This window comes from Limosilactobacillus panis (assembly GCF_019797825.1).
Classification (GTDB): domain Bacteria; phylum Bacillota; class Bacilli; order Lactobacillales; family Lactobacillaceae; genus Limosilactobacillus; species Limosilactobacillus panis_A.
In genome coordinates this window covers 187501-201785 of record NZ_CP081855.1, presented here as the reverse complement: position 1 = coordinate 201785, position 14285 = coordinate 187501, and the positions used below count along the sequence as shown (strand labels likewise).

The 14285-nt window shown below is 47.1% G+C and carries 11 protein-coding genes and 1 pseudogene; 8 read left to right on the top strand and 4 right to left on the bottom strand.

The window, feature by feature from the left end:
- Positions 1 to 80 precede the first annotated feature (80 nt).
- From budA to KZE55_RS00960, 3 genes are all read right to left on the bottom strand, one after another.
- Entirely contained in the window at positions 81 to 815 is a 735-nt protein-coding gene (budA, locus tag KZE55_RS00970; RefSeq protein WP_261313263.1) for an acetolactate decarboxylase, read from the bottom strand.
- The gene (gene alsS / locus KZE55_RS00965) at positions 815 to 2494 is read right to left on the bottom strand and encodes an acetolactate synthase AlsS (protein WP_222258558.1); all 1680 of its coding nucleotides are present in this window, start codon (positions 2492 to 2494) and stop codon (positions 815 to 817) included. The genes budA and alsS overlap by 1 nt, the downstream gene beginning before the upstream one ends.
- A 292-nt stretch (positions 2495 to 2786) precedes the next feature.
- Positions 2787 to 3818 (bottom strand): AI-2E family transporter, encoded by a 1032-nt coding sequence (locus KZE55_RS00960; RefSeq protein ID WP_222258557.1) that lies wholly within the window; start codon positions 3816 to 3818, stop codon positions 2787 to 2789.
- A 135-nt stretch (positions 3819 to 3953) separates the two neighbouring features.
- On the opposite strand from KZE55_RS00960, the gene KZE55_RS00955 reads away from it, so the two are divergent.
- The 8 genes and pseudogenes from KZE55_RS00955 to KZE55_RS00920 all read left to right on the top strand — a co-directional run.
- Positions 3954 to 5132 (top strand): SAM-dependent methyltransferase, encoded by a 1179-nt coding sequence (locus KZE55_RS00955; protein WP_056962077.1) that lies wholly within the window; start codon positions 3954 to 3956, stop codon positions 5130 to 5132.
- A gap of 196 nt (positions 5133 to 5328) precedes the next feature.
- Positions 5329 to 6459, top strand: coding sequence for an IS30 family transposase (locus KZE55_RS00950; RefSeq protein ID WP_222258555.1), 1131 nt, complete (start codon positions 5329 to 5331; stop codon positions 6457 to 6459).
- Positions 6460 to 6573: 114 nt separating this feature from the next.
- A complete protein-coding gene (locus KZE55_RS00945; protein WP_222258134.1) occupies positions 6574 to 7110 on the top strand; it encodes a helix-turn-helix domain-containing protein in 537 nt (178 codons plus the stop codon).
- Positions 7110 to 8006, top strand: a complete 897-nt coding sequence (locus KZE55_RS00940; protein WP_261313236.1) for an IS3 family transposase — start codon at positions 7110 to 7112, stop codon at positions 8004 to 8006. The genes KZE55_RS00945 and KZE55_RS00940 overlap by 1 nt, the downstream gene beginning before the upstream one ends.
- Before the next feature lie 129 nt (positions 8007 to 8135).
- Complete coding sequence (locus tag KZE55_RS00935; protein ID WP_222258553.1) at positions 8136 to 9410, top strand: cytosine permease; 1275 nt, start codon at positions 8136 to 8138, stop codon at positions 9408 to 9410.
- A gap of 15 nt (positions 9411 to 9425) precedes the next feature.
- Positions 9426 to 10514, top strand: coding sequence for a DUF917 domain-containing protein (locus KZE55_RS00930; RefSeq protein ID WP_222258551.1), 1089 nt, complete (start codon positions 9426 to 9428; stop codon positions 10512 to 10514).
- 4 nt (positions 10515 to 10518) lie between these two features.
- Entirely contained in the window at positions 10519 to 12090 is a 1572-nt protein-coding gene (locus KZE55_RS00925; RefSeq protein ID WP_222258549.1) for a hydantoinase/oxoprolinase family protein, read from the top strand.
- 139 nt (positions 12091 to 12229) lie between these two features.
- Positions 12230 to 12648: pseudogene (locus KZE55_RS00920) on the top strand (flavodoxin); the annotation flags it as partial.
- 183 nt (positions 12649 to 12831) lie between these two features.
- Here the strand turns inward: KZE55_RS00920 and KZE55_RS00915 are convergent.
- Positions 12832 to 14070, bottom strand: a complete 1239-nt coding sequence (locus KZE55_RS00915; RefSeq protein ID WP_261313324.1) for an IS3 family transposase — start codon at positions 14068 to 14070, stop codon at positions 12832 to 12834.
- Between the last annotated feature and the right edge of the window lie 215 nt (positions 14071 to 14285).

Here is a 14285-nt window from a genome sequence, read left to right as displayed (position 1 = left end):
TACGAACAACCGCTGGCCCGTTACCAGCAGTCGCCCCATAATAGCCACATGAAGCGCGCTAATACCTTATTCGCGTTTTATTAATCGTTATTTCCTTCAGACTGGGCAATGCTGTCCCGCAAGATGCCCATGTCAACCTCGCCCTGGCGGAATGCCTGGTCGTTAATCGGCATGTGCTGCTGCAAGTTATCAAAGATCTGCAGGTCACCAGTCAACTGGTCCGCGTTGAACTCCAACAGGTGACCAGCAAACTGGCGGTCATCGCTGATGAAGTGGAGGTGCCAGCCGGCCGCGGTAACACTGCCGAAGATTTCTGGGGCGTAGTAACCAATAATCGTCCCCGTAACATTGTCATTGGTAAACGTTGGTTGGCCCTTGGCAACTTCCAGCAGGCTTGGGTATGGCTTTTCCTGCTTAGGTGCAATCCGCACCTTGACGTGGTTGAAATTCCCCTTTAACCGCAGTGCGGCAAAGATGTTCTTCAGCGCGTGTTTTTCAACAAAGTCGCCGTTTAATGCCGTGAAGTCGACATTGTATAGCTCAATCTTCTCCAGATCTTCGGGGGTGTGGACCGAGGCAAATGGCATCTTGGCTTGCCGGTCGGTCATGTGGTTAACGTGCCCATCAGATACCGCCTGGTAAACCTCACCATCGAGGATGATTACCTCACCATCGAGCCCATTAAAAGTGCCGATTCCCGTCGAACCATGTTTTAACAGGTCGGCAACGGTGATTGTCCCGTCCATGTTACCAGCCATCAAAGAAGCTAACGTACCGTGTTCATACAAAGTACTGATAAGATCATTTCCTTTCATTAACCTAATTGTGAGTCAATCAAGTGGGCTGCTAGGTCCTTGTTATTACTGTAGTCGACAGGAACATCGACAACCACGGGGCCATCGATGTTGAAGGCCTTATGCAAAGTCTTCTTCAGGTCGGCCGGCTTTTCAACCCGCAGGCCAGTAGCGCCAAAGCTTTCGGCGAATTTAACAACGTCACACTTACCAAAGGTCACCCCGGCGGCTTCTGGGTACTTCATTTCTTCCTGGAACTTAACCATGTCGTAGTGGCCACCATCATCCCAGACAATTGTTACCAGGTTCAGGTGGTGCTGGACGGCCGTAGCTAATTCGACCCCGGAGAAGAGGAAGCCCCCGTCACCACAAACGGCAACGGCCTTGTGTTCTGGGTGGAGCATGGCGGCGACCATTGCCCATGGCAGGCCCACCCCGAGGGTCTGCATCCCGTTACTAATCAGCAGGTGTCGGGGTTGGTAACAACGGAAATGCCGGGCCATCCAGATGTAGTGGGAGCCAACGTCTAAGGAAACAATCATGTCGTCAGTCACGTTTTCCTGAATGGCTTGGACAACCGCTAACGGGTGGCTAACCCCGTGACTTTGGGGTACCTCAATCTGCTTGTCCTTATCCAGTTGCTGCTTGTAGGTGGCAAGCTGCTTCTTGGCCGCCGCTGGGTAACTGTACCCCTTCAGCAGCTGACCAAACTGCTTCAAACTGGTGGCAATGTCGCCGACCATCTGCATGATTGGGGTGTAGTGGTTGTCAATCTGGGCCGGTTGGGTATCCAGGTTGACGATCCGCAGTTGTCCTTCCTTGTTCCAGTTCCGTGGTTCGTATTCAATTGCGTCATAACCAACGGCGATTACCAGGTCACTTTGCTGGAGGAGCTGGTCACCAACCTGGTTGCGGAAGAGGCCAACCCGGCCAAAGTAGGACTGTTCTTCTAGGTCACGAGAAACAACCCCCGCGGCCTGGAAGGTTTCTACAACGGGGAAGAAATAGTCCCGGAGTAGTTGCCGCAAAGCCGCGGTGACTTCCTCGTTGCCGCCCCGTTGCCCGACCAGGATGACGGGCATCTTGCTGTTCTTGACCAGGTCAACCAACTTTGCCAAATTATCGGCATCGACAGGGCCCATCTTCGGAGCCTCATAGATTGGCAGAGGTTTTTCATTAACGACCGCATCGTCAACGTCTTGCGGCAGGCTGACAAACGCCGCCCCCTTTGGTGAACTCTGGCTGGCCTCAAATGCGTTGGCCATCGTTTCGGAAATGTTGTCCGGGTCCTGGATTTCAGCACTGTACTGGGTGATTGGGGCCATAATTTCGGCAGACGGGGTGCTCTGGTGAGTTAAACGGTGAAGGTCCTTACGTTGAACCTGACCACCGATGGCCAGGACCGGATCCCCTTCTGCATTGGCCGTCATGATTCCGGTCGTCAGGTTGCCAACCCCCGGGCCAGATGTACTGATGGCAACCCCGGTTTTACCAGTCAAGCGGGCGTAGGCCTGAGCCATGAAGGCCGCATTTTGTTCGTGCCGGGTGACAATCAGCTTTGGTGCATCCGTGCTTTCCTTGCCATCAAGGCCTTCAAACAGGCGGTCAATCTTGGCCCCTGGGATCCCGAATACCAGGTCGACACCGTGTTTGCGTAAGCTATCGATAATGACGTCTGAACCATGTAATTGTTTTTCCATTTATATCCACCTCGTCTGTCCTTCAGATTGCGTTATAATTAAATTCTAATCTTTTCAGAAAACAAGCACAAGATTGATCACTGCTCACATTGGTGCCCCTTCCCGCTTTGCTCGCTGTCTTGTGAACAATTTTAAAGAAAATGAGCAAGTCAACTATCCTTTTTAGCTCATTAAGTCCGTGATAGCGGCATTACTGGGCGGATAATCAACTTGCTCACCATTTATTATTTTCGTTCGTAACAAATTTGTTTTTTCTTTTCAATTTCCATTAATGTACAGGATTACACAAGGCTCAAGCCCGCCGTGACTTACGGTGGTGGTGAATCGACTTAACACCGAGGATGTCGAGCAGGAAGGTGAAGATGGAAACCCCAACGATGAGGCCCCAGGTACCCCAGAAGTGCTCGCTGACCAATAGGACCACGAAGGTGTAAAAGATTGGCAGGTCGGTCTGGCTGGACATGAACTTGGGGTTCAAAACGTAGGCCTCGATGGCGTGGATAACGATCACCATGATGATAATATAAACCACGTCCCGCAGGCCGCCAACAGAGTAGGCCACCAGGCTGAGGGGAATTGTCGAAATAATCACCCCGGCAACTGGTACCAGACTGAAGATGAAGACAATCAGCGCCAGCGCAAAGATCTGCGGCATCTTCATCACGGTCAGGCACACCGTTGTAATTACCGTATTACAGATAGCGATGAAGAATTGGGCCTCCAAGACAACCCCGAAGGTATTAGTAAATTTCTTGCCAAAGAAGGCCACGTCCTGGAAGAACCAGCTGAACTTGCTGTCGAGGAAGAGCCGGGAGAAGCTTTCCATCTGCTCAAGCTCCAAGGTGTAAAAGAAGCTCAAAATCAGTGACAAGAGGAAAGTCACCGTAACAACCCCAATGCTAGTCAGCGTGCTGACAGCGAGTGAGATGCCGTGCTTCACCTGGTTCATAATCGTCGCCGTGCTGATGTAGTGGTTAATATAGTGGTAGAAGACCGTCGTGTCGTTGGACTCGTAGAACTTCACCACTGAATTGACCATTTTGACAATTTGGCGAACCAGGACTGGTAGGTACTTGGTAACCCCAAAATACAATAGCAAAAGTAACAGGACGTAGGTCACCACCGTAATGATGGCTGGCGATAATTTGGGGAGCCACCGCCGGACCAGGTGGACCCAGTTAACGACGATGTAGGTCAGAATAAAGGTGAATAGGATCATATTCATCATTGACCGGACCATCCAAAGGACCACGATAATTATCGCGAGGACTACAAACCGTCGCAGCTCCACATTTTTAATAAAGCGATGCCAAGCATCAACCATATGATCACCCTTTCTCATCATTATAATTATATAAGGATTTTCAAATATTTGGGAGATTTGAAGCTTCTTTTCCTTGAATTAATTTACGGGGTGTTATAATAATCCTATTAATTTGAGAAAGAAGGAAACGTTGAAATGCTAGAAAAGACGTTCTACAAGTCACTGCTAAGCCATTCTTTTACGATCCCAGTTAAGGTTGTCTTCTGGGATGGCAAGAGCGTGGTTTACGGTAACGGCGACCCCGAGGTAACCATCACCTTTAAGGAGAAGATCCCGATTCGTGATGTTACCAAGAACGCCTCAATTGCCCTCGGAGAAGCTTACATGGACGGTAAGATTGAAATCGACGGCAGCATCCAGAAGCTCATTGAATCCGCCTACGAAAGCGCCGGCAGTTTCATGCGTAATTCCAAGTTCCGCAAGTTCTTACCAAAGCAAGGGCACTCCGAAAAGGAAAGCCAATCCGACGTGCAAAGTCACTACGACGTGGGGAACGACTTCTACAAGCTCTGGTTAGACGACACGATGACCTACTCATGTGCCTACTTCACGGATGGCAACTGGGATGACCTGACAAAGGCCCAGGAAGCCAAGGTTCACCACATTCTGAAGAAGCTGGACCCGAAGCCCGGCAAGACCCTTTTGGATATTGGTTGTGGCTGGGGAACCCTGATGCTGACCGCTGCCAAGGAATTCGGCCTCAAGGTCACCGGGGTTACCCTGAGTGAAGAACAATTCCGCTTTGTCCAACAAAAGATTAAGGACGAAGGCTTGGAAGACGTTGCCGAAGTCAAGCTGATTGACTACCGGGAACTCGGTGACCAGACCTGGGACTACATCACCTCAGTGGGGATGTTTGAACATGTTGGTAAGAAAAACCTGGGGTTGTACTTCAAGGACGTTCAACGTTACCTCAGTAATAATGGGGTGGCCCTCATTCACGGAATCACCCGGCAACAGGGTGGGGCCTACAACGGTTGGATTAACAAGTATATCTTCCCTGGCGGCTACATTCCCGGCCTGCAAGAAATGATTGGCCACATTGTTGAAAACCACATGCAACTGGCCGACATGGAAATGCTCCGCCGTCACTACCAACACACCCTGGAGATCTGGGACGCCAACTTCAACGCCAACCGGAACCAGATCCAGGATATGATGGGTGAACGCTTCACACGGATGTGGGACCTCTACCTGCAGGCATGTGCCGCTTCCTTTGAATCCGGAAACATCGATGTTATCCAGTTCTTAATCACCAAGGGGGCTTCTGGCAAGAACCTGCCAATGACCCGGGACTACATGTACAAAGATTAATAGAGAACTTAAAAAGGCTGGAATAAAAGCACGCTGATACTTTTCTTCCAGCTTTTTAATTATCAGGAGTTTTTAAATTTGGTGGATTATAGAATGAAGTTAGCCACCCAGTTGGTGGTAAATAAAAAACGCCATTCGGCGTGACATCAGGTATCATATTAAGTGAACCAAACCTATATGAAAGGATGTCCGTCAAATGACGCACTTAAATGATACCATGTCTACTAGTTTATTGACTACTCATAAAAAGAATGCTCATCTTACTAAAGAAGAACGTGTGATGATTGCGACTTTAAAGTCGCAAGGACTTTCCAATCGCGCAATTGGTCGCCAATTAGGAGTTAATCATCAAACAATTAATAACGAGCTCAACCGTGGTACGGTCCGCCAACTTCGTCGTCAAAAATCTAATGGTAAGATTTACGAATATTCTTACTACATCTATAGTTATGAAGCTGGTCAGGCCACATATCTTGAACATCACCGCCATTCTGGTCGTCGTCGCTTATATTATTCTTCAAAGCAATTTTTACGATTAGCTGATCAGCTAATGCTTGGTGAGTTTGACGACCACCATTACTCCCCACAAGCGGTTATTTATAAGGCTCGAGATTTAATGAATGATGGCACCCTGATCCCAAAGTCGGTTGTAACTTTATATCAATGGATTAATGAGGGTGTGCTTCGTACGTCCAATTTAGACCTCTTTGAAAAGCCTAAACGTAAGCATCATCGAACTCATCCGCAAGCTAAAAGGTGCTTAGGGCCTAATATTGCTCAACGACCTCAAACTGCGGACCAACGGTCCGAAATTGGCCATTGGGAACTAGATACAGTTCAGGGACAGAAAAACGGTAATGACAGTGTTGTACTAGTAATGACTGCTCGCCTTTCACGAGTTAATATCACGAGTAAAATTGCTGGTAAAACTGCGCATGCAGTAAATCAGTTCTTTATAAATTTACGCCAGAAAATGGGCACAGATGCTTACTATCGCATCTTTAAGACAATAACCTCTGACAACGGTTCAGAATTTAGTGAGTTAACACAAGTTCACGATCATGTTTTCTATGCTGATCCGTATTCCCCTTGGGAACGTGGATCCAATGAGATCAATAACCGGTTTCTCCGCAAGGAGATTACCAAAGGTGAAGCTATAAATAACTATAGTAGTGCTCAGATCATAGCGACTAATGATTGGATGAATCACTATCCACGAGCTATGTTTAATGGACATTCGTCAATGGATATCTATCGTAAGGCCTTCTACCAAGAGATATCACAGCTCCATCAACCAATAATCAATTGGTCAGTATTATTTATTTGAGTCCAGTGGCTAACTTATTCTTGAAATTTAGGGTCTAAATTTTTTAGGCCCGAAAACGTGAAGTGCCCCATAATTGTTGGACAAAGGATCCAATGATTGTGAGGTACTTTTTCTATGTCAAAATATTCTTCAGAATTAAAATCACAGATTGTTAGTGAATATTTAGCTGGTAACCCCACAGCTGAATCGTCTAACAATTACCATGTTTCAAAGAAACGCATCAATAAGTGGGTACAATTATTTAGGATGAATGGATCTCAAGCGCTAAAACGACGGCGTCATAAACGAGTATTTACACAAGATTTTAAGCTAAACGTGATAAACTACTACCAAACTCATGAGGAGTCATTAGCTGAGGTTGGAGCTAAGTTTGACCTGTTGCCTACACAAGTAAGTTATTGGGTCAATATTTTTCAACGTGACGGCATCGAAGCTTTGAAGCCTCATCAGAAAGGTAGGCCGCCAAAGGTGAATAAGAAGCATAATCCAAAACATATACGTCATTTGGCTGAGAGGAATGAACTCGACCGGCTCAAAGAAGAACTTGCCAAGAAGAATCAAGAGTTACATGAGGCCAAATTGGAGCTAGAAATCACAAAAAAATCTCTGGCCCTGTTCGGACCCTCAAAGCACGCGCCAAAACACAAATAGTGGATCAGATCAGGGCAGAACAATCACAGCGTCCAAAAGAACAACGCTTTACCACTGGCGAAATTTTGCGAACAATTCAATTACCTAAGGCTACTTATTATGATGAGCGCCAACGGATTGCCCATCCATCCACTAAGTATGCTCGTGTAAAACAAGTCATTCTTAAGATTGTGGAAGAAGGCCGTGTTCGTGGTCGATCAACCTACGGTTATCGACGAGTTAAAGCAAAATTAGAAGAACTAGGAATTCATTTAGCAGACACGACAGTTGAGTCATTGATGCATCAATTAGGTGTTCAAGTTAGTATGTATAATCGTCATCGCAATCATCAGTATCACTCATATAAGGGTCATGTGGGTACCACCGCGGACAATTTACTTGAGCAAACTTTCAACGAAACGAATCCGTATCAGGTTATTCACACTGACGTTAGTCAAATTAAGCTGGCTAATAAACAGTGGGCTTATATCTCAGTCATGATTGATGAAGCCAGTAAGGAAGTCTTGGCCTTTCAAGTCAGTGATAGTCCCAATCGTTTATTAATTATGAACACCCTAGAACAATTAGAGAATCAGTTACCAGCCACCGCAACCCCAATTATCCATTCTGATCAAGGATGGCACTATCAACTTCCATACTACATTCAACGGCTTAAAAATCATCATTTTGTACAAAGTATGTCCCGTAAGGGCAACTGTTTGGATAATGCCCCCGTAGAAAGCTTTTTCCATCTTTTCAAAACCGAACTACTTAACGGTTTTCCACCGTGCAAGAATTTGTCAGAATTTAAGCAGTCAGCTACACAATATGTTCACTATTTCAACTATGAACGAATCTCTTTAAAAACTAAAGGCATGACCCCCGTTGAATATCGGAATCATGCCCTAGCAGCTTAATTATCTAATTTTGTCCAACTTTTGTATTGCACTTCAAAAAAACCATGTGTTATTGTATTAAAAGTTGATGAGAGAAGGGTGGCAATGATATTAAGGCGCACTTAATTTTTTATGTTTGGAGGAATGTAGATGAATAATAAGCAGAATCAGAAATGGTGGGGACTAGCTTTTGTTTGGGCTGGGGCCCTGGTCTCAATTCCAAGTCTCCTGCTCGGCGGGACGTTAGTTTCTGGTATGAGTTTACTGGAGACGCTGTTAACGGCGCTGGTCGGTTATGCTCTGGGAGTCGTCATTATGATTTTTCAAGGGATGCAGAGTACCGATTTAGCGCAACCGACTGTAAAGGTAGCCGAATATGTTTTCGGCAAGAAAGGATCACAACGGGTTATTTCCCTGCTGATTGCCGTCGGCTGTTTAGGTTGGTTTGGGATCCAGGCCAACGTTGCCGGAGCCGCGTTCAACGGCCTGCTCAGTGCTTTCGGCGTGCAAATGCCTTTGTGGGCTGCTGACCTGTTATTGGGCCTGATTATGGTTGGTACCGCCCTTTACGGGATTAAAGCCGTTCGTTGGTTAACTTACGTCGCGGTACCATACCTGGTACTTGTCTGCGTGTATGGGCTGGTTCATGCTCTGCAAACGACATCATGGTCACAACTACTGGCCTACCAGCCAACAGCGCACACGCCATTTACCACTGGACTGACGACGACTTTGGGCGGCTTTGCGCTCGGTGCAGTCATTGCTGGTGACTACTCCCAATACAGTCCACACCGCAAAGACGTGGTTAAAGCGGCTATTTGGGGTGTCATCCCTGCAGGGGTGCTGATGATCGCGGTCGGTGCTATTCTGACGATTGCTTACCGTTCATCAAACTTAAGTGCATTATTCATCAAAGTTGCGACACCAATTGTTGGTGGATTAGCCCTAGTTTTGGCAACTTGGAAAGTTAACGTTATTAACGCTTTTTCTGGTGGGATTGCCTTTAACAACCTCTTTGGCGTTCCACAAAAATACCAGAAGCCAACAGTCTTTCTAGTGGGAATGGCTGGAACGGTGCTGGCCATCTTCGGCATCATGAACTTTTTTGAGCCCGTTATGAATCTGCTAGGGGCGATGGTCCCACCGGCAGCTGGGGTCATGTGTGCCGCTTACTGGATCGTTAACCGCGGTCATGTCAACTCAACAACGGTGCTAAATGATTACGAGTGGCAAGGGATTGTCGCCTGGGCAGTAGGAGCGGTCGTTGCCGCTGTGCCCGTTGTCCTTGGCTTTTTCCCGAACGCACCTCACGTCTCGGTCAACCCCTTAACGGGGATCATGATCTCATTACTGCTTTACTTATTCTTGGTACGTTTTGGTCGTTCAACGGTCCGTACTAAGCAGCTTGAAGAAAACCGTAAATAGAAAGGAGTTTTGACATTGCGAAAAATTTACGAACAGGACGTTGAAGATATCGCTACTGGCGCCTCTTTCATGGGAGCCGGTGGTGGCGGTGACCCTTATGTTGGTAAACTGATGGCCAAATCCGCGATTAAGCGCGGTAACCCGGTCAGCCTGATTAGTGTGGATGAACTGGATCCGGAGGCTATTTATGCTCCCGTTGCTTGCATGGGGGCTCCATCGGTAATGACCGAAAAGTTTCCCAAGGGTGATGAGTTTCAGCGGGTTCTCCAGGCCGTGGCGGATCAACAACATAAAAAAATCGGGGGTATTTTTCCCAGTGAAGCTGGTGGGGTAAATTCCATGATTCCCTTTGTTCTGGGGGCTCAAACGGGAATTCCGGTAGTAGATGTTGATTCGATGGGGAGGGCCTTTCCCGAATTGCAAATGACTACTCTTCATTTGGCAGGAGTCACGGTATCGCCAATGGCGATTACCGACGAAAAGGGAAACATGGGGCTTTTAGATACTGTCACTGACAAATGGGCAGAGTTGCTGGCTCGTGATATGACTGTCGAAATGGGTGCCACAGCAGTGGTTTCCTTATACTCAACCACCGGTGAAAAACTTCAGGAAGCCGGAATTGCCGGGATTCTTACCAAGTGTCAGCAGGTGGGGCAAATCGTCCGGCAGCACTCCAAAGGTCATGATTGGCAGCTGCAACAACTCCATGAAATTACCAATAGTCTGCACCTTTTTGACGGTAAAGTGGTTGACGTCTCCCAAACCACGTCCGGTGGCTTTAACCATGGGCAGATTACGATTGATGGGCTTAATAGTTTTTCCGGAAAAACAATGACGATTGATTATCAGAACGAAAATTTGGTGGCCCATGTGGACGGTCAACTGGCAGCTAGTGTACCTGACCTGATCTGCTTAGCTGATATTGACTCACTGACACCATTTACGGCTGAAGATGTCCGTTACGGAAAACGGATGGCAGTATTTGGGTTGCCGTGCGATGAAAAGTGGCGGACACCAGCTGGCATCGAAACTGTCGGGCCGCGTTATTTTGGCTACGATTATGACTACCAACCTGTTGAAGAATTAGCAAAGGAAAGAGGGTGAGCTGATGGAATACAGATTAGGGGTTGATGTTGGTGGGACCAACACTGATGCGGTCATTCTGACGGAAAAAAACGAAGTGATTGCTCATACTAAATCGCATACCACTCCGGATATTCAGACTGGCATTACGAATTCAGTAAATAAAGTGCTCCAAAACGTTAATTTCGATAAAAGTGCAATCAGCACAGCCATGCTGGGAACTACCCAGTGCACTAACGCCATTGTTGAACGGAAAAATTTAATTTCGGTTGGGGTTATTAGGTTGGGCTATCCAGCGACATTATCACTGCCACCATTCACAGATTGGCCGGCCGACCTGGTAGAGGCTCTTCATCCATTGACGGCTACCCTGCGTGGTGGCAATGAATTTGATGGCCGTAAAATTTCACAGTTTGACGACGCAGAAGTGACATCCACGTTAGAAAAATGGCGGGGCAAAGTCAGCTCACTGGCAGTTATTGGGGTTTTCTCGCTAGTCAATGATGAAGAAGAAAAACGCGTCGCGGAGCTGGCGCACCAACTATATGGTGATAATTTTCCCGTATCCTGCTCGGCAGCAGTCGGTTCGTTAGGCTTGATTGAACGTGAAAATGCGACGATCTTGAATTCGGCGCTCAATCAAGTGATGCAGCGGACGGCAGACGGTTTTATTAATTCTCTGCAACAAGCAGGAGTGAGTGCCGCTACGCCGTACTTATGTCAAAACGACGGTACTTTGATGTCCATTGATTATGCACGTCAGCACCCAATTTTGACGATTGGCAGTGGGCCGACTAATAGTATTCGCGGGGCGGCCTACTTATCATCCTTAGAAAACGCAATGGTTATGGACATTGGTGGAACGACCTCAGATCTGGGGGTACTGGTTAACGGATTTCCGCGAGAATCATCCGTAGCGGTGGATGTTGGGGGGATTCGAACCAACTTCCGGATGCCAGATATCCTGTCAATTGGACTGGGCGGGGGGAGTATTGTTCGTCAACAGGAAGATGGCAGTGTCACTGTTGGACCCGATAGTGTGGGCTATCAAATTGAAGACAAAGCTTTATGCTTTGGCGGTGATACGGTGACAACGACCGACATTGCTGTCCGTCTGGGGCAAGCCCAGGTTGGCGACCCGCAGCTGGTCCAAAAGAAGATCAGCCTGGAATTTGCTCAGAAAGCAGCAGCCAAGATCAAGGCAATGCTGGAAGAGAGTATTGACAATATGAAGACTAAGGCGGGTGATGTCGACCTCTTGCTGGTGGGCGGTGGTGCCATTGTTGCTCCGCAAACACTTAAGGGGGTCGGCAAGATTTACCGTGACTCACTGGGGTCAGTTGCCAATGCTATTGGCGCAACTATCGCGCAAATTGGTAGCGAATACGAACGCCTATATACCTATGATAAAGTGCCACGCAAAGAAGCACTGGCCGACGCTCAACAAAAAGCCACCGATCAAGCAGTTCAGGCCGGCGCCGATGGGTCAACTACCCACTTAGTTTTGGTGGAAGAGACCCCAATTGCTTACGCACCTGGCAATACTACAAAGGTGAAATTAAAAGTCGTGGGGAATCTTCACATCGCCGGGCATTAAAATGTCATTAATGTCCCCTCATATCTTAAGGACAGAATGACCCGCGGATTGGTTGATTACCAATCCACGGGTCATTTTGTTGTTGATGACGGGTGAAGCGCTGGGCAGAGTATAATAATCCGGAAGAGGAGGAATAACTATGGCCAAAACACTCGTTTTATACTATTCAGCAACTAATACCACCAAGCAACGCGCTGAAGAAGTGGCTTCTTAAATGCCGACCTGGCAGCTATTCACCCGCAACAGCCGTATAGTGCTGCCGACCTGAACTATCACGATTCTCAATCGTGGACGTCAATCGAACAGCAACAGCACGGTCTGCGGGTACCGGTCAACGCCGCTGACCTGCCGAACATCGCCTGCTATGACAACATCGTGATTGCCCACCCGATTTGGTGGGGAATCACGCCACGCTTTATTACGTCGATGATTGACCATCTCGACCTCAACGGCAAGAAGCTGGCCACCTTTGCCACTTCTGGTGGTTCGACCTACGACCGCTCACAGAGCTACATCGAACGGTCAGTGAAGGAGAACCACTACGACGTTGCCCTCAACTAGGAGGCAGTGCTCAACAGTCCGGGCCAGATTGATGGATGGCTGCAGTCGCTGAACTTTTACTAATCCTCAATAATAGTGAAGCCCCGTCTGCTATAGCCAGGTAGGGGTAGTGGTCTTTTGTGTTTATGTTGTGGTACTGTACCCTGTCAAGGTAACACTTAAAAAAAATAAAAAATTAGTCTATACGGCCTCATTGCGGAAGTCCTCCGCGGTGAGGTTGTTTCGTTTGCTGGAAATCTCGACTGTGTTGAAGTATTCAACACCCTGCTTAACCAAATCTTTCAGTTCTGCCAAAGTTTGCGGATGTGAATGATGCGCCATCCAGATGTACTTAAAATAGCCCCAATAGTGCTCAATTACTGCGTTATCAGCCGGAGTGCCAGGCGCAGAGAGACTGTGCTTACTATTGTTGCTGGTTGAATAGTTATTGAAGTCTTTTGAAGTATAGGCAGCGCCACGATCGGTATGAATCATTGGTGCGAAGGTCCCAGCTTGCTTAGCGGCGCGTTTAAAGGCTTCAATTGCGGCTTCTGCCGTTTCAGTTGGTGAAATATGATAACTGAGCGCATAACGACCGTACAAATCCAAAACTACGTGCAAGCGAACTTTGTTGTTGCGACCATAGGTTAGTTCTGTCGTATCGGACACCCAAACCAGATTAGGCGCTATCTGAATAAATTTCCGTTCCAATAAATTATCCTCTTGGTACTGTTGTTGTTCTTTCTTGCGGCTGCGCTTTTTCTGACGGACATCAGCTTTAATGCCGTGTTTCCGCATGATTTGACGCACACGCTTAATATTGATACGAAAGTCAAACGAAAAGGTGTATTCTGGAATTTCTTGATTTTTCCCATTCTCATTGTTTAAAATCGCGGTTACTTTTTTATGACCAGCACAGTTCTGATGGCGTTTTTCAATCTGATAGATCGTTTCTAAAATTGCCTTGTTCTCAATTTCTCTTTGTGTTGGCTGTCTTTTGAGCCACTGATAGTATGATTTGCGTGAAACTTTGGCAATTTTAGTCAGTTCGCTAACGGAACCTGCGGTTTCGTTGATTAATTCTTGAACCGCTTGATATCGTCCGGTCGCTTCACCCCCCCGATTGCGTATTTCGACTAATTTTTTTGCGAATGCGATCTCAAGCTCCATTTCTCGATTGATTTTCTTTAGTCTTTTAATTTCAGCTTCAAGTCGCTCTTTTTCGGTCATCTCTTCTAAAGCTTTTTGTGGCTTGCGATGCCCGCCATTATCTTTCAAGGCTTCCCAACTGTCAGCTGCCTCATGATATTTGCGAACCCATGAGTAGACACGCTGATAGCTTACATTAAAATGAATTGTTGCTCCTTGGTAGTCATTGTCATGGTCCAAGACCCACTGTACGATTTTGCATTTCTCTTCAAAATTAACTTTTCGACCCATTTTTCTGACTCGCTTTCTTGACTTAGTCTTTAGTTCATCATTATTGTACTGGATCGACCACTGTTTTAGTTGAGAGAGACTACGAATATCATACTTTTCAATGATTTTTTCGCCTGGGAAACCGGCTTGATACTCTTTGACGGCTTCAATCTTAGTATTTAGCGAATAGCGAAGATTGAATGAACGATGGCGAACCCCCGCCAAACCATGCAAGA